Origin of the sequence: Pseudonocardia lacus (assembly GCF_018531445.1) — a bacterium.
GTDB lineage: Bacteria > Actinomycetota > Actinomycetes > Mycobacteriales > Pseudonocardiaceae > Pseudonocardia > Pseudonocardia lacus.
Map to the genome: position 1 here is coordinate 1 of NZ_JAHDTH010000071.1, position 15679 is coordinate 15679.

Below are 15679 nucleotides of genomic sequence, written 5' to 3' on the forward strand. Positions count from 1 at the left end.
CCCGCCGCTGACCGGCCCGGTTCACCACCGGCCGCCGGGGCGGCGGCGGCCCCGCGCCGCCCAGCACGCCGTGTGCCAGTGCCGGCGATCGGTCACCGGGCCGTCGTCCGGCCAGCTGACGACGTGCGCCGTCCCGGGCGGGATCGTCTGGTCGCACCCGGGGCACCGGTAGGACTTGACCGCGCCCGACCCGGGCACCGGCCGGACCAACCACTCGCCGTCGGGGCCGCTCTCCCGCCTGGTCGGCGCGATCCCGCCGAGCGGGCGGTCGGGCGCGTCGCGGTCGCGCGGGCCGGCGCGGCCCCGACGGGGCCGGTTGGAGCGGGGCACGGGCCGAAACGGTAGCGATCGGGTCCGGATCGGTCAGCGGGCGGCGTAGTCGCGGAAGCCGTGGCCGGTCTTGCGCCCGAGCCGTCCGGCGGTCACCAGGTGCTCCAGCAGCGGGGCCGGGGCCAGGCCGGCCTCGCGGAACTCCAGGTACAGCGAGCGCTCGATGGCCAGCGAGACGTCCAGCCCGACGACGTCGAGCAGCTCGAACGGGCCCATCGGCAGGGCGCAGCCGGTCTTCATCGCGGCGTCGATGTCGTCGGCGGTGGCGTAGTGCGCCTCCAGCATCTTCACCGCGTCGTTCAGGTACGGGAACAGCAGCGCGTTGACGATGAAGCCGGCGCGGTCGCCGCAGGACACCGGCACCTTGCCCAGCCGCCGGCTGAGCGCGATCCCGGTGGCGGTGACCTCCGGCGCGGTGGTGATGGTGGAGACCACCTCGACCAGCTTCATGGCCGGGGCGGGGTTGAAGAAGTGCAGGCCGAGGACGTCCTGCGGGCGCGACGTCGCCACCGCGCACTCCACGACGGGCAGCGAGGACGTGGTGGTCGCCAGGATCGCCCCGGGCTTGCACACCTCGTCGAGGGCGGCGAAGACGGCCCGCTTGACGTCGAGCTCCTCGGCGACGGCCTCGACGACCAGGTCGGCGTCGGCGAGGTCCTCCAGGCTGGTGGTGCCGCGGATGCGCCCCAGCGCGGCGTCGCGCTCCTGCTCGGTGAGCCGCCCGCGCACGACCGACTTCTCCAGCGACTTGCGCAGCCCGGCCAGCGTGGCGTCCACCTTGGACGCGCTGCGCCCGCGGAACACGACGTCGAGCCCGGCCTTGGCCAGCACCTCGACGATCCCGGACGCCATCGTGCCGGTGCCGACCACGCCGACCTGCGCGACGTCGCGCACCGCGACGCCCTCGGGCACGGCGTCGCCCGGGGTGAGGGCGTCGGGCACGACCTTGGAGCTGTGCGGGCCGGTGTAGGTGTAGAAGCCGCGCCCGGACTTCCGGCCCAGCAGCCCCGCGGTGATCATCTGCTTGAGCACCGGGGCCGGGGCGTGCGCCTGGTTGCGCGACTGCTTGTACATCGTGTCGAGGATCTCGTAGCTGGTGTCCAGCCCGATCAGGTCGAGCAGGGCCAGCGGGCCCATCGGGTAGCCGCAGCCGTAGCGCATCGCGGCGTCGAGGTCCTCGCGGCTGGCGTAGCGCGACTCGAACATCCGGGCGGCGTGGTTGAGGTAGCCGAACAGCAGCGCGTTGGCGATGAAGCCGGCACGGTCGCCGATGACGACCGGCACCTTGTCCAGGGTGGCGGCGAAGGCCTTCAGGTCGTCGATGACGTCCTGCTCGGTGACGACCGTGCGGACCAGCTCGACGAGCTTCTGCACCGGCGCCGGGTTGAAGAAGTGCATGCCGACGACGCGGCCGGGCCGCCCGGTGCGCACGGACAGCTCGGTGACCGACAGCGAGGACGTGTTCGACGCCAGGATCACCTCGGGCCGACAGACCTTGTCGAGGGTGGCGAACACGTCGGCCTTGAGGTCGAGGCTCTCCGGCACGGCCTCGATGACCAGGTCGGCGTCGGCCAGGTCCTGCAGCGAGGTCGTGGTGGTGATGCGACCGAGCAGCTCGGCGGCGCCCTCGGCGGTCAGCTTGCCGCGCTCGACCGCGCGCGCAGTCGAGGTCTCCAGGTGGCTGCGCCCGCGCTCGACGGCCGTGCTGTCCACCTCGGCCGCGATGACCTGCAGCCCGTTGCGGGCGAACACCTCGACGATGCCCGCACCCATGGTGCCCAGGCCGACCACGCCGACCGTCCGGAACTCGCGTGCCACGCGCCCACCTCCGCCGTTGGGGATGCGCCATCCTCCCATCCCCGGGCCCACCGACCGGCCCTCTTGTGACCGGTACCGCGCCACCACGCCCCGAGCCCCGTCGATACCGAACTTCTCGTGATCAACAGGGCGGAATGATCACGACAAGTTCGTTCTCGACGGGGCCCGGGTCAGAACAGGCGCAGGTCCGTGGACTCCGTGCCGCGCAGGGCGTCGTAGTCGACGACGACGCACCGGATACCGCGGTCCTCGGCCAGCGTGCGGGCCTGCGGCTTGATCTGCTGGGCGGCGAACACCCCGGCGACCGGGGCCAGCAGCGGGTCGCGGTTCATGAGTTCGAGGTAGCGGGTGAGCTGCTCGACGCCGTCGATCTCGCCCCGTCGCTTGATCTCCACCGCCACGCTCTTCCCCGCGGCGTCCCTGCAGAGCAGGTCGACCGGGCCGATCGCGGTCATGTACTCGCGGCGGACGAGCGTGAAGCCCTCGCCGAGGGCCGTCGGATGCGCGGCGAGGAGTTCCTGCAGGTGGGCCTCCACGCCGTCCTTGACCAGGCCGGGGTCGACGCCGAGCTCGTGGCTGGTGTCGTGCAGGACCTCGTCGATCGTGATGACCAGCGACTCGTCGGCCTTGTTGCGCACGGTCCAGACGCCGGGCTGCTCCTCAAGCCAGCAGGGCGGGCTCATCCAGTTCAGCGGCTTGTAGGCACGGTCGTCGGCGTGCACGCTGACCGACCCGTCGGACTTGACCAGCAGCAACCGCGGCGCCATCGGCAGGTGGGCCGTCAGCCGGCCCACGTAGTCGACCTGGCACCGGGCGATGACGAGACGCACCCGGCAGACCCTAGAGCCGCCCCCCGACGATCACCCGCGCGGGGCGAGGGGGCACCGTGGACGCCGTGCAGACGCTCCACAGCCGGCAGGTCTACGCCAACGCCTGGATGACCGTCCGGGAGGACGGCGTGCTGCGCGCGGACGGCTCGGAAGGCATCTTCGGCGTCATCGACAAGCCGACGGCGGCCGTGGTGATCCCGCTCGACGGCGACCGGCTGCACCTGGTCGAGCAGTTCCGGTACCCGGTCGGGGCGCGCCGCTGGGAGTTCCCGATGGGCACCGCGCCCGACCGGGCCGAGCAGGACCCGGCCGAGCTGGCCGCCCGCGAGCTGGCCGAGGAGACCGGTCTGGTGGCCGGGCGGATGGAGCTGCTCGGCGACGTCGACGTGGCCCCCGGGATGTCGAGCCAGCGCGCGCACGTCTTCCTGGCCACGGCGCTGGCCGCCGGCCCGCACCGGCGGGAGGCGACGGAGCAGGACATGCGCACGGGGTGGTTCACGGTTGCCGAGTTCGAGGACATGGTGCGCCGCTCGGCGATCGTGGACGCGCAGACCCTCGCCGCCTACCTCCTGCTCCGCCTTCGCCCCGGGTCAGCGCCGTAGCGGCAGCGTCGCCAGCCTGCGCATGTTCGGGACCTGCTCCCACTCCGGCTCGGCCGAGTCGAGGGCCAGGTCCGGGAAGCGGTCGAACAGCGCCCGCAGCGCGATCTCGCCCTCCTGGCGGGCCAGCGCCGCGCCCAGGCAGTAGTGCGCGCCGTGCCCGAACCCGACGTGGCCCTCCCCGTGGCCGGCGACGGGCCGGCGGGTGACGTCGAGCCGGTCGGGGTCGGGGTAGGCGCGCGGGTCGCGGTTGGCCGCACCGATCACGGCCTCGACGGCCTGGCCGGCGGCGATGAGCTGCCCGCCGAGCTCGACGTCCTCCTTGGCGAACCGGATCCGGGTGCCCAGGACGGGCCCGGTGAAGCGCATCAGCTCGTGCACCGCGGTCGGCCACAGCGCGGGGTCGTCGCGCAGCAGCTGGAGCTGGTCGGGGTGGGTGAGCAGGGCCCGGGTGGCGTTGCCGATCAGGTTGGCGGTGGTCTCGTGGCCGGCCAGCACGAGCACGAACACCATGGTGACCATCTCGGCGTCGGTGAGCCGGTCGCCGTCGGCCTCCTGGGCCTGGACGAGGCCGGTGACGAGGTCGTCGGCCGGCTCGCGACGGCGGGCCGCGATCAGCTCCTTGACGTTGTCGGCCATCGACCGGATCGCGCCCGGGAAGTTCTCCCGGCGCATGGAGAACAGCGCGTGCGACCACTCCCGCCAGTCCGCCCGCTCGGACTCCGGCACGCCGACCAGGTCGCAGATCACCGTGATCGGCAGCGGGTAGGCGTAGCCGGGCATCAGGTCGAACCGCTCGGGCAGCCGGTCGAGCAGGTCGGCGGCGATCGCCTCGACCCGCGGGCGCAGCTCGCCCACCCGCCGCACCGTGAACGCCCGCGACACCAGCTTGCGCAGCCGGGTGTGGTCGGCGCCGTCGGCGTCGAGGATGGTGCCGGTGAGGTAGCCGGCCAGCTCCTCGTCCAGCCCGAACTGGGCCATCAGCTTGCGCCGCGCGTCGTCGACCTGGACGCCCTCGCGCACCGAGGCCGGGTCGTTGACGAAGCGCGGGTCGCCGAGCACGGCGCGCACCTCGTCCTGGCGGGTGACGAACCACAGCGGCGTGCTGCCGTCCGGGCCGACGCCGCGCAGCACGGGCGCCTCCTCGCGGAGGGCCCCGTAGCCGCCGTACGGGTCGGCGATGAGGGCCGGGTCGAGCATGCTGGGGCCGGTGGTGGTGGTCATGTCTGCTCCTCACTGGCCGCCGGGCGGGATCACCGGGTGCGGCGGCGCAGTTCCTCGTCGAACTTGTCGATCATGGACGTGTAGAGCGCGCCGAGCCGGTCGACGACGTCGGCGAGGGCTTCGCGCGGGGGGTCGGCGACCTCCAGGGCGCCGGCCATGGTGTGGGCGATCAGGTCGGCCCGCTGCTGGGTGTCGAGCGGGCTGGCGGGCAGGGCGTCGACGAAGAAGAAGCCGGTGGCGACCGCCTGCATGACGTGCACCTGCGCGTCGAGGTCGAGGTCGGTGCGCATGGCACCCGCCTCACGTAGGGCCGCGAAGTGCTCGCGCACCCCGCGCGCTCGTTCGGCGGAGAGCTCGCCGAGCGTCTCGGTGGCCTCGTGCGTGAGCCGCCCGAGCACCTCCGCGTCGCCCAGGTAGAGCGCGCGCAGCACCGGGTCCTGGGCGACGTGCAGGTAGACGTGGCGGAGGACCCGCGAGGGCAGCACGTTGCGCGGATCGGCGGCGACGGCGTCGAGGACCCCGGTGAGGCTGCGCCGCTGCGCCCGCAGCAGCAGCGTCAGGAACAGCGCTTCCTTGTTGGGGAAGTGCAGGTAGACCGTGCCCTTGCCGATGCCGGCGTGGCGGGCGATCTCGTCGATCGTGACGCGCTGGTAGCCCCAGCGCAGCAGCAGCTCGCCGGCCGCGTCGAGGACGCGGTCCATGCGGGCGTCTGACTTGTTGACCAGATCGGCGCTTTCGGTCACACAGTCACGGTACGCCCGTCGAACGGGCGGGGACAAGACCGCTCGCCGCGGGCTACCGTCGGGGCGTGGGCGACTACGACTACCTCCTGGTCAAGCAGGACGGCGACACCGTGCGGATCACCATGAACCGCCCCGAGCGGCGCAACGCGCTGTCCGAGCCGCACCTGCGCGAACTGCTGCACGCGTTCGAGACCGCGGGCGCCTCGAACGCGACCGGCATCGTGCTGGGCGCGGAGGGCAAGGCTTTCTCCGCGGGCCACGACTTCGCCGACGTCGCCGCGCGCGACCTCGCCGGCGTGCGCGACCTGCTGCGGCTCTGCACGAAGGTCATGCAGACCATCGAGCAGGTCCCGCAGGTCGTGGTGGCCAAGGTGCAGGCCGTCGCCACCGCGGCCGGCTGCCAGCTGGTCGCCTCCTGCGACCTCGCCGTGGCCGCCGAGTCGGCCGCGTTCGCGCTGCCCGGCGGCAAGGGCGGCTGGTTCTGCCACACGCCGGCCGTGCCCGTCGCGCGCAACATCGGCCGCAAGCGGCTCATGGAGATGGCGCTGACCGGCGACAACGTCGACGCGGCCAGCGCCGCCGAGTGGGGCCTGATCAACTACGCGGTGCCGGACGACGAGCTCGACGCCCGCACCGACGAGCTGCTCGCCCGCGCCACCCGGGGCAGCCGCTTCGGCAAGGGCGTCGGCAAGCAGACCCTCTACGCCCAGCTCGACCGCCCGGAGGCCGACGCCTACGCGATCGCGATCGAGGTGATGGCGTCGCTGTCGCAGAGCCCGGGGGCGAAGGAGGGCATGGCCAGCTTCCTGGAGAAGCGCAAGCCGGTCTGGCCGGACTAGAGCGCACCGGACGGGCGCCGACGATCGCCACGGGCCAGGATGGGGGGATGGTGCGCATCGCGGGGCTGCCCGTGTGGGTCAGCCCGTCCGACCTCGTCCAGGGCGCCCGCACGGTGCTGGGCTGGACCGACGAGGCGGTCGGGGTGGTCACCGGGCTGCCGAAGCGGGTCAACGTCCTGCTCGACGACGCCGACGCCCTCGTCGTCCGGATCCGGACGCTGCTGGGCACCGTCGACTCCCTCATCGACACCGTCGACTCGCTCGTCGGCACGGTCGACGAGCTGGTGGGCGGGGTGCGCGACGCCGTCGACCGCGTCCGCCCGCTGATCGACCAGGTCCAGGTGGTGGCCGGGTCGGCGGCCACGCTCGTCGAGCGCGTCGACGCGGTGGCCACCGACGCCGGCCGGCTGGTCGAGCGGGTCGACGGGGTCGCCGGCAGCGCCGGCGAACTGGTGGCCCGCGTCGACGGAGTCGCTGGCAGCGCCGGCGAGCTCGTGGCCCGGGTGGACGGCGTGGCCGGCAGCGCAGAAGGGCTCGTGGCCCGCGTCGACGGCGTCGCCGGCAGCGCAGAAGGGCTCGTCGCCCGCGTCGACGGCGTCGCCGGCAGCGCAGAAGGGCTCGTCGCCCGCGTCGACGGCGTCGCCGGCAGCGCAGAAGGGCTCGTCGCCCGCGTCGACGGCGTCGCCACCGACGCCGCCGGGATCGTCGAGAACGCCTCCGGCGTTGCCGGTCAGGCCGGCGTGCTGGTCGGCCGCGCGGGCGAGCTCACCGGCAAGGCCGCGGACATGTTGACGGTCTACGAGCCGATCGCGGACAAGGCCGCCCCGCTGGCCACGGCGTTCGTGAACGAGTTCTCCCGGGCCGAGCTCGACGCCGCGATCCGCCTCATCGACCACCTGCCCCAGCTGGCCGAGCACATGACGACCGACATCATGCCGATCCTGGCCACCCTCGACCGCGTCGGACCCGACGTGCACGACATGCTCGACGTCCTCAAGGACACCCGGCTGGCCATCCAGGGCATCCCCGGCTTCCGCATGCTGCGCCGGCGCGGCGAGGACAAGGAGGAGAACGGCAACGGCGAGGGCTAGCGGCCCTCGCGGTGGGCGGCGAGGACCAGGTCGACGATCCCGCCCATCATCTCGGTCAACCGGTAGTCCTTCGGCGTGAAGACCGCCGCCACCCCCCGCTCCCGCAGCACCGCCGCGTCCTCCGGCGGGATGATCCCCCCGACGATCACCGGCACGTCGTCGGCCCCGGCCGCCCGCAGCCCGTCGACCACCGCCGGCACCACCTCCAGGTGCGAGCCGGACAGCACCGACAGCCCCACCACGTGCACGCCCTCCTGCACCGCGGCCGCCACGATCTGCGACGGGGTGAGCCGGATGCCCTGGTAGACGACCTCGAACCCGACGTCGCGGGCCCGCACGGCCACCTGCTCGGCGCCGTTGGAGTGGCCGTCGAGGCCGGGCTTGCCGACCAGCATCCGCAGCTTGGAGCCGATCTCCTCGCCCGCGGCGCGGACGCGCTCGCGCACCGCGGCGATCTCGGTGGCGGCCCCCTCGTCGGCGCTGACGACGGCCGCGCCCACCCCGGTGGGGGCGCGGAACTCGCCGAAGACCTCGCGCAGCACGCCCGACCACTCGCCGGTCGTGACGCCGACCCGGGCGCAGGCCAGCGAGGCCTCCATCAGGTTGGTGTCGGTCTTGGCGGCGTCGCGCAGCGCGTCCAGCGCGCCCTGCACGGCGGCCGCGTCGCGCCCGGCGCGCCAGGCCCGCACGGCCTCGATCGCGGCGGCCTCGGTGGCCGGGTCGACGGTCTCGATCGCCGCCGCGCCTTCGGCCTGCAGCGGGCTGGGCTCGGTGGAGTCGAAGCGGTTGACCCCGACGACGACCGTCTCCCCCGACTCCATGCGCCTGCGCCGCTCGGCCAGCGAGGTGACCAGCCGGCCCTTCATGTACCCGGACTCGACGGCGGCGACCGCGCCGCCCATCTCCTGCACGCGATCGATCTCGGCGCGGGCGCCCTCGACGAGCTCGGCCACCTTCGCCTCGACGACGTGGCTGCCGGCGAACAGGTCCTCGTACTCCAGCAGGTCGGTCTCGTAGGCCAGCACCTGCTGCATCCGCAGCGCCCACTGCTGGTCCCACGGCCGGGGCAGGCCCAGCGCCTCGTTCCAGGCCGGTAGCTGCACGGCGCGGGCGCGGGCGTCGCGGGAGAGCGTGACGGCAAGCATCTCCAGCACGATCCGCTGGACGTTGTTCTCCGGCTGGGCCTCGGTCAGGCCGAGCGAGTTGACCTGCACGCCGTAGCGCATGCGGCGCTGCTTGGGGTCCTGCACGCCGTAGCGCTCGCGGGTGATGTCGTCCCAGAGCCGGGCGAAGGCCCGCATCTTGCACATCTCCTCCACGAAGCGCAGGCCGGCGTTGACGAAGAAGGAGATGCGCCCGACGACGTCGCCGAAGCGCTCCGGCGGCACCTGGCCGGAGTCGCGCACCGAGTCCAGCACGGCGATGGCGGTGCACAGCGCGTAGGCCAGCTCCTGCTCGGGCGTCGCACCGGCCTCCTGCAGGTGGTAGCTGCAGATGTTGATCGGGTTCCAGCGCGGCAGCTCGGTCACCGACCAGGCCACCATGTCGGTGATCAGGCGCATGCTCGGGCCGGGCGGGAAGACGTACGTGCCGCGGGAGAGGTACTCCTTGACGATGTCGTTCTGCGTGGTGCCGGCGAGCCGGGTGCGGTCGGCGCTGTGCTCGTCGGCGACGGCGACGTAGAGCGCGAGCAGCCACATGGCCGGCGCGTTGATGGTCATCGAGGTGTTGGCCTCGGCCATCGGGATGCCGTCGAACAGGGCGCGCATGTCGCCGATGTGGCTGACCGGCACCCCGACCCTGCCGACCTCGCCCTTGGCCAGCTCGTCGTCGGGGTCGTAGCCGGTCTGGGTGGGGAGGTCGAACGCCACGGACAGGCCCGTCTGGCCCTTGGCCAGGTTGCGCCGGTACAGCGCGTTGGACTTCTCCGCGGAGGAGTGCCCCGCGTACGTGCGGATGACCCAGGGCCGGTCTCGCTCGCGGTCGCTCGGGTACGGCACCGGACACCTCCGCCGTCGGGGGCTGCTTGGTAAACCATGCTACTGGCGCGTAGTCCGGTGACCGGCATGAATGGTGCCGTCGTCACACCGGAGCGGGACGGCGGGAGGAGGCGGAGAATGGGTGCGTGGCTGACCAGGCGACCCGGTTCTTCGTCCTCTTCGGCGGGTTCTTGATGCTCGGCGGCCTCGTCCTGGGCCTGCGCTGGACGTTCGGCACCGGTCGCAACCAGCCCGGCCCGCGGATCCCCGACCCCGACGACCCCACCGGCGACGGCCTGCTGGAGGAGGTGTCCCGGGTACCGACGGAGCCGGCCGCGCGGGTGCTGCGCGGCCGGCTCCTGGGGGCCGGGATACGGGCCACGGTGGGTCGTACCGAGAACGGCTACCGGCTGCTGGTCTTCCGGGACGACCTGGTGGACGCCAGGGTGGTGCTCAGTCGGGGCGCGATCGAGTAGGTCAGACCCGGTGGTAGCGGGCGTCGAAGGCGCAGAACACGCCGAACGCCAGGAAGCCGAGCGCCACCAGGATCAGCAGGTACGGCCCGAACGGCTGAGTGGCCAGGGTCTTGAGGGCGGCGTCGATGCCGCCGGCCTCGTTCGGGTCGTGGTTGACCGCGGCCAACCCGACCAGCACGCCGATGATGATGGTGACGACGCCGCGGCCGATGTAGCCGACCTGGCCGCTGCGCACCGCGGCCTGGCGGGCCTTCCGGTCCGACGGCAGGTCCATGTCCTCGGTGAACTTCCGCTTCCAGCCCCGGACGATCTTGTAGACGCCGAGCCCGACGATGATCAGGGCGACCAGCCCGACCAGGAAGGTGCCGCCGGGCATGCCCAGCACACCCGCGGTGGCCTGCTGCTGCTGGCCGCTGCTCCCGCCGCCGGAGGCGGTGCGCCCGGCCAGGAACGCCAGCACCGCGAACAGCACGGCCTTGGCCGCGCTGCTCCCCTTCTCGCGGATCTGCTTCTTCTTGTCGTCGACGTAGGAGTAGCCCCAGATGGCCTGTTCCAGGCGCCACAGGCAGGCGGCGACGAAGCCGACGACGAGGACCCACAGCAGGATCTTCCCGCCGGTCCCCTCGGCGATCGCCTGGAACGCGCCGGTCTGGTCCGCTCGCTCGTTCTGGCCGAAGGCGATCTGCAGGGCGAGCCATGCGATCAACACGTGGGTGACGCCGTACGCGGCGATCCCCACCCGGGCACCGATCTTGACAGGCCGGCTGTTAGCCGCCTGACGCGCCGACTGGTTGGCGCTACTGGCTGCACTGGTCACGGGGCTGAGTTCCCACCACCGGGTGATTTCATGCAGCCTTCACCGAAGGTCAGGTCGAGGACCCGCGCCGGGGCGGCGCGGCGGGTGCCACGGCCAGTTCGACCGTCTGCTCCACGTCCCGTTCGGCCAGCCGCTGCCGGGCCTCGCGGCGGTGGCGGCGGACGGCCCGCACGACCAGCGCCGCGACCACGGCGGCGACCAGCGCACCGGTGAACACCGGCCCGATCAGGTGGGCCGAGTGCCGCACCGCCGTCGACGCCGCACTGCCCAGCCCGACGTAGACCAGGCCCCACAGCACGGCGCCGAGCGCAGTGTAGGGCGCGAAGCGGCGCAGCGGCATCCGCAGCGTCCCGGCGATCACCGGCACCAGCGAGTGCGCCACCGCCAGGAACCGCGACGCGACGATCGCCCGCCCCGCCCCGCCCCGCAGCACCCCCTCGGCCCGGACCCAGTGCTCCTCCCCGATCTTCCGACCCGCCCAGGACGCCCGGATCCGCCCGCCGAACCGCCGCCCGATCAGGTAGCCCCCGGTCTGCCCGATGAGGCTGGCCACCGCCGCCACCCCCGCCAGCACGGCGTACTCCCCGGGCCCCGCCACGGTCGTCGCCGCCGCGAGCAGCACCACCTCCCCCGGCGTGACCAGCCCGATGGCGACCGTGGTCTCCAGCACGAGCATCACGGCCACGATCAGGCACAGCTGCCAGAACGGGATCGCGTCCAACGCCCCCAGCAGCGACATCACCCAGTTCTCCACGGAGATCAGCGTCACGGGGATGCGGACGCGGACCCATCCGGGTAGCCACTGAACGTGCCGGGGGTTCTCCCCCAAAGATCCCCTACCGCCGCTGGGTTGGACGAAAGCCGCGCTCGCACCGCGGCCCGCGCTCCCCCGGGACGTCGCCAAGTTGGACGAAAGCCGCGCTCGTACGACCAGGCTGGACGAAAGCCACTCTCGTGCGGCGCGCGCAGCGCGCCCACACCTGCTGCGAGGACGCTCGCACCCCGGTCGGGGGCGTCCTCGCAGGGTCTCCATGGTCTTCGCAGGCGCCGTGGCCCCTGCGAAGACCATGGAGACGCTGCGAAGTGGCCGACCGGCGTGCGCGGGCGCCCTCCGGCTGGCATGCCCCTCCTACCAGCCCTGCGACGACTCAGCCAGCACTGCGTTCCCCCCACCAGCGCTGCGCAACCACCCAGCCAGCGCCCTCGCAGCACCAGGCGTGCGCTCGCAGCCCGCCGGCGCGCTGCGACGACCCCACCAGCCCTGCGAGGTCACGCCAGCCCTGCGAGGACGCTCTTCCTGCCTCGGGCCGCACGAGCGCGGCTCTCGTCCAACCCCGCCGCACGAGAGCGGCTCTCGTCCAACTCGGCCGCACGAGCGCGGCTCTCGTCCAACTCGGCCGCACGAGCGCGGCTCTCGTCCAACTCGGCCGCACGAGAGCGGCTCTCGTCCAACTCGGCCGCACGAGAGCGGCTCTCGTCCAGCCCGGCTGCCGAGCGCGGCCGCGCTAGCGCGGCTGTCAGCGGTCGGGGTCGGCCGTCACGCGGGAGATGTCGGCGCCCAGGCCGCGCAGGTTCTCCACGAACCGCGGGTAGCCGCGGTCGATGTGCTCGACGTCCCAGACCTCGGTCGTCCCGTCGGCGCAGAGCGCGGCGAGCACCAGCCCGGCGCCCGCGCGGATGTCACTCGCCCACACCGGGGCGCTGGAGAGGCGCTCGACGCCGCGGATGACGGCGTGGTGGCCGTCGGTGCGGGCGTCGGCGCCGAGGCGGACCATCTCGTCGACGAACCGGAAGCGCGACTCGAACACGTTCTCGGTGATCATCGAGGTGCCATCGGCCACCGCGGAGAGGGCAATCGCCATGGGCTGCAGGTCGGTGGCGAAGCCCGGGTAGGGCAGCGTGACGAAGTCGACGGCCTGCGGGCGGCCGTCCATCGTCACCGTGAACTCGTCGGTGCCGATGTCGGTCTGCGCGCCGGCGCTGCGCAGCTTGTCGAGCACGAGGTCGATGTGGTGCGGGTCGATGCCGCGCACCGTCACCTGGCCGCGGGTCATCGCGGCGGCGAATCCCCAGGTGGCGCCGACGATCCGGTCGCCGATCACGCGGTGCTCGGTGGGTTGGAGGTCGGCGACGCCGTTGACGGTCAGCGTGGACGAGCCGACGCCGTCGATTTTGGCGCCCATCTGCTGGAGCATCGTGCAGAGGTCGACGATCTCCGGTTCGCGGGCGGCGTTGTCGATGACCGTGGCGCCCTCCGCGAGGACGGCGGCCATCAGGATGTTCTCGGTGGCGCCGACGCTGGGGAAGTCGAGCCAGATCTGCGCGCCGCGCAGTTCCTCGGCGTGGGCGACGACCCGGCCGTGCTCGATCTCGGTGGTCGCGCCGAGCTTGCGCAGCCCGGCCTGGTGCATGTCCAGGGGGCGGGAGCCGATCGCGTCGCCGCCCGGCAGCGGCACGATCGCCCGCCGGCAGCGCGCCACCAGCGGCCCGAGCACGCAGACCGAGGCGCGCAGCTTCGACACCGACTTGTAGTCGGCCTGGGCACCCGGTTCGGCCGGCACGTCGATGGTGACGGTGCCGCCGTCGACCTCGACCGTGCAGCCGAGGCTGCGCAGGACGTCGGCCATCAGCGGCACGTCCAGGATCTCCGGGCAGTTGGTGAGCGTCGTCGTGCCCTCGGCGAGCAGCGCCGCGGCCATCAGCTTCAGGACGCTGTTCTTGGCCCCGACCACGTCCACCGAGCCGACCAGGCGGGCGCCTCCGCCCACCGCAAAATGCTGTGCCACGACTGGCGACGCTATCCCCCCGCCCCGGTGCTCACCGCATCGGCCGGAGCCGCTGCGCGCAGGCGAGGACGGCCAGGTCGACCACGGCGGACAGCTCCTCGGCGCGCGCACCGTCGCGGGCCTGCAGCGACATGCCGAACTGCACCGAGCTGACGTATGCGGCGAGCGCCCCGATATCGACGCCGGGCGGCACGTCCCCGGCGGCCCGGCCGGCGACCAGGCGCGCCTCGACGGCGGCCGTGGCGGCCCGGCGCTGCTCGGCCAGGAAGTCGCGGACGCCCTCGGTCGAGGGGGTGTAGGTGGTGGCCGCCAGCACGATCATGCAGCCGCTGGGTTTGGCCGGGTCGGTGTAGTCGGCGACGTTGGCCCGCAGCATGGCCTCGATGCCGGCGAGCGCGGTCGGCGCCTCGCGCAGGGCCCGCAGCGGCGGGCCGCCCTCGATCTCCTCGTAGCGGGCCACGGCCTCCCGGAACAGCTCCTCCTTGCTGCCGAAGGCGGCGTAGAGGCTCGGGGGGCGCACGCCCATGGCCGCGGTGAGGTCGGCGATCGAGGTGCCTTCGTAGCCGTGCTCCCAGAAGGCCTCCATGGCCGCCTGCAGCGCCGCGTCGCGGTCGAAGCCGCGCGGCCGCCCCCTTTTCTGTAGCACTCGCTAAGGATAGCGGCTATGTTCTGTATCGACTCCTACAGAAAGGCTGGCCATGCCCGACCTGACCGACAAGGTGGCCCTGGTGACCGGCGGCAGCCGCGGCATCGGTGCCGCGATCGCGCTGCGGCTCGCCGCCGACGGCGCCGACGTGGCCATCACCTACCTCACCGCCGACGACCGGGCCGCCGCGGTGGTGGCGGCGATCGAACGCACCGGGCGGCGGGGGCTGGCGCTGCGCGCCGACAGCGCCGACCCCGCCGCCGTCGCGCGCGCCGTCGACGAGGCCGCGGGCCGCTTCGGCCGGCTCGACGTGCTGGTCAATAACGCCGGGGTCTTCCCGTTCGGGCCGTTCGAGGACGTCGACGCGGACGAGTTGCGGCGCGTGCTGGACATCCACGTCGGCGCGGCCTTCACCGCCGCCCAGGCCGCTTCCCGGCACATGGGCCCCGGTGGCCGGATCATCTCCATCGGCAGCAACCTCGCCGAGCGCGCGGGCCAGCCCGGCATCGCGCTGTACGCGATGTCCAAGGCCGCGCTCGGCGGGCTCAGCCGCGGCCTGGCCCACGACCTCGGGCCGCGCGGGATCACGGTGAACGTCGTGCACCCGGGGTCGACCGACACCGACATGAACCCCGCCGACGGTCCCGCCGCCGACGCCCAGCGCGCCCGCACGGCCCTGGGCGCCTTCCAGACCGCCGACGACGTCGCCGCGACGGTGGCGCACCTGGCCGGACCGGGCGCGCGGACGATCACCGGCGCCGCGCTGCTGGTCGACTCCGGCGCGAACGCCTGACACCCGCCCGCGCCCGTGCCGTCGAGAACGAACTTGTCGTGATCAACAGGGCTGGATGATCACGACAAGTTCGTTCTCGACGGAAACGCGGGGCGGGGCGACCTAGGCTGGTCGCATGGCCGTGCACCTGACCAGGATCTACACCAAGACCGGCGACGACGGGACCACCGCGCTCGGCGACTTCAGCCGCGTCCCGAAGACCGACGTCCGGCTCGCGGCCTACGCCGACACCGACGAGGCCAACGCGGCCATCGGGGTGGCGGTCACGGTGGGCGGGCTCGCCGACGCGGTGCTGGCGCCGCTGCGGCAGGTGCAGAACGACCTGTTCGACGTCGGCGCCGACCTGTGCGCCCCGATCGTCCCCGACCCGGAGTATCCGCCGCTGCGCGTCACCGAGGACTACGTGACCCGCCTGGAGGGCTGGTGCGACCAGTTCAACGAGGGCCTGCCCAAGCTCGACTCGTTCATCCTGCCGGGCGGGACGCCGGGCGCGGCGTACCTGCACGTGGCGCGGACGGTGGTGCGGCGCGCGGAGCGGTCGGTGTGGGCGTTGCTGGAGCGCGACGCGGAGCGCACCAACCCGCTGACGGCGAAGTACCTCAACCGCCTGTCCGACCTGCTGTTCATCCTCGGTCGGGCGGCCAACCCGGACGGCGACGTGCTCTGGCAGCCCGGCGGGCCGGCGGGCCGGCGCGGGCGCTGACCGCA

General features: G+C 73.3%; 16 protein-coding genes. 6 read left to right on the forward strand and 10 right to left on the reverse strand.

All coding sequences use genetic code 11. From position 1 onward, the window contains the following. Nucleotides 1-21 precede the first annotated feature (21 nt). From KIK08_RS39990 to nucS, 3 genes are all read right to left on the reverse strand, one after another. Entirely contained in the window at nt 22-330 is a 309-nt protein-coding gene (locus tag KIK08_RS39990; RefSeq protein WP_214404092.1) for an Rv1322 family protein, read from the reverse strand. 33 nt (nt 331-363) lie between these two features. Then, a complete protein-coding gene (locus KIK08_RS16750) occupies nt 364-2148 on the reverse strand; it encodes a 3-hydroxyacyl-CoA dehydrogenase family protein (RefSeq protein WP_214404093.1) in 1785 nt (594 codons plus the stop codon). A gap of 170 nt (nt 2149-2318) precedes the next feature. After that, nucleotides 2319-2978 carry an endonuclease NucS gene (nucS, locus tag KIK08_RS16755; RefSeq protein WP_214404094.1) on the reverse strand — a complete coding sequence of 220 codons (660 nt, stop codon included), beginning with the start codon at nt 2976-2978 and terminating at the stop codon, nt 2319-2321. Between the two features lie 65 nt (nt 2979-3043). On the opposite strand from nucS, the gene KIK08_RS16760 reads away from it, so the two are divergent. Beyond that, nucleotides 3044-3580, forward strand: coding sequence for an NUDIX domain-containing protein (locus tag KIK08_RS16760; protein WP_434056938.1), 537 nt, complete (start codon nt 3044-3046; stop codon nt 3578-3580). Here the strand turns inward: KIK08_RS16760 and KIK08_RS16765 are convergent. Next, a complete protein-coding gene (locus tag KIK08_RS16765; RefSeq protein WP_250557168.1) occupies nt 3569-4801 on the reverse strand; it encodes a cytochrome P450 family protein in 1233 nt (410 codons plus the stop codon). The two genes, KIK08_RS16760 and KIK08_RS16765, sit on opposite strands and share 12 nt — an antisense overlap. Nucleotides 4802-4830: 29 nt before the next feature. Further along, the gene (locus KIK08_RS16770) at nt 4831-5544 is read right to left on the reverse strand and encodes a TetR/AcrR family transcriptional regulator (RefSeq protein ID WP_214404095.1); all 714 of its coding nucleotides are present in this window, start codon (nt 5542-5544) and stop codon (nt 4831-4833) included. Nucleotides 5545-5609: 65 nt separating this feature from the next. Between KIK08_RS16770 and KIK08_RS16775 the strand changes: the two genes are divergently transcribed. Together KIK08_RS16775 and KIK08_RS16780 are read left to right on the forward strand one after the other, a co-directional pair. Next, nucleotides 5610-6383, forward strand: coding sequence for an enoyl-CoA hydratase-related protein (locus KIK08_RS16775; protein WP_214404096.1), 774 nt, complete (start codon nt 5610-5612; stop codon nt 6381-6383). A gap of 47 nt (nt 6384-6430) precedes the next feature. After that, on the forward strand, nt 6431-7474 hold the full coding sequence (locus tag KIK08_RS16780) for a hypothetical protein (protein WP_214404097.1): 1044 nt from the start codon (nt 6431-6433) through the stop codon (nt 7472-7474). On the opposite strand, the gene KIK08_RS16785 is transcribed toward KIK08_RS16780, so the two are convergent. After that, nucleotides 7471-9474 carry a protein meaA gene (locus tag KIK08_RS16785; protein ID WP_214404098.1) on the reverse strand — a complete coding sequence of 668 codons (2004 nt, stop codon included), beginning with the start codon at nt 9472-9474 and terminating at the stop codon, nt 7471-7473. The two genes, KIK08_RS16780 and KIK08_RS16785, sit on opposite strands and share 4 nt — an antisense overlap. A 125-nt stretch (nt 9475-9599) precedes the next feature. Between KIK08_RS16785 and KIK08_RS16790 the strand changes: the two genes are divergently transcribed. Further along, a complete protein-coding gene (locus KIK08_RS16790) occupies nt 9600-9929 on the forward strand; it encodes a hypothetical protein (protein WP_308257682.1) in 330 nt (109 codons plus the stop codon). Nucleotide 9930: 1 nt separating this feature from the next. Here KIK08_RS16790 and KIK08_RS16795 read toward each other — a convergent pair whose 3' ends face one another. The 4 genes from KIK08_RS16795 to KIK08_RS16810 all read right to left on the reverse strand — a co-directional run bounded on the left by KIK08_RS16795 (nt 9931) and on the right by KIK08_RS16810 (nt 14178). After that, nucleotides 9931-10668, reverse strand: coding sequence for a DUF1206 domain-containing protein (locus tag KIK08_RS16795; RefSeq protein WP_214404099.1), 738 nt, complete (start codon nt 10666-10668; stop codon nt 9931-9933). A 127-nt stretch (nt 10669-10795) separates the two neighbouring features. Next, on the reverse strand, nt 10796-11500 hold the full coding sequence (locus KIK08_RS16800) for a DedA family protein (RefSeq protein ID WP_214404100.1): 705 nt from the start codon (nt 11498-11500) through the stop codon (nt 10796-10798). A 763-nt stretch (nt 11501-12263) separates the two neighbouring features. After that, nucleotides 12264-13532, reverse strand: a complete 1269-nt coding sequence (gene murA / locus KIK08_RS16805; RefSeq protein WP_214404101.1) for a UDP-N-acetylglucosamine 1-carboxyvinyltransferase — start codon at nt 13530-13532, stop codon at nt 12264-12266. Nucleotides 13533-13563: 31 nt separating this feature from the next. Continuing rightward, the gene (locus tag KIK08_RS16810) at nt 13564-14178 is read right to left on the reverse strand and encodes a TetR/AcrR family transcriptional regulator (RefSeq protein ID WP_308257683.1); all 615 of its coding nucleotides are present in this window, start codon (nt 14176-14178) and stop codon (nt 13564-13566) included. A 52-nt stretch (nt 14179-14230) separates the two neighbouring features. Here KIK08_RS16810 and KIK08_RS16815 point away from each other — a divergent pair, with 52 nt between their 5' ends. Beyond that, the gene (locus KIK08_RS16815; RefSeq protein ID WP_214404102.1) at nt 14231-14971 is read left to right on the forward strand and encodes an SDR family NAD(P)-dependent oxidoreductase; all 741 of its coding nucleotides are present in this window, start codon (nt 14231-14233) and stop codon (nt 14969-14971) included. Nucleotides 14972-15086: 115 nt separating this feature from the next. Then, nucleotides 15087-15674 (forward strand): cob(I)yrinic acid a,c-diamide adenosyltransferase, encoded by a 588-nt coding sequence (locus KIK08_RS16820; RefSeq protein ID WP_214404103.1) that lies wholly within the window; start codon nt 15087-15089, stop codon nt 15672-15674. Nucleotides 15675-15679 lie beyond the last annotated feature (5 nt).

Excerpts from the sequence above, each read along its gene's own strand:
- KIK08_RS16815 (WP_214404102.1), top strand. The coding sequence starts at position 14,231 with ATGCCCGACCTGACCGACAAGGTGGCCCTGGTGACCGGCGGCAGCCGC.
- KIK08_RS16780 (WP_214404097.1), top strand. The coding sequence starts at position 6,431 with ATGGTGCGCATCGCGGGGCTGCCCGTGTGGGTCAGCCCGTCCGACCTC.
- KIK08_RS16765 (WP_250557168.1), bottom strand. The coding sequence starts at position 4,801 with ATGACCACCACCACCGGCCCCAGCATGCTCGACCCGGCCCTCATCGCC.
- KIK08_RS16820 (WP_214404103.1), top strand. The coding sequence starts at position 15,087 with ATGGCCGTGCACCTGACCAGGATCTACACCAAGACCGGCGACGACGGG.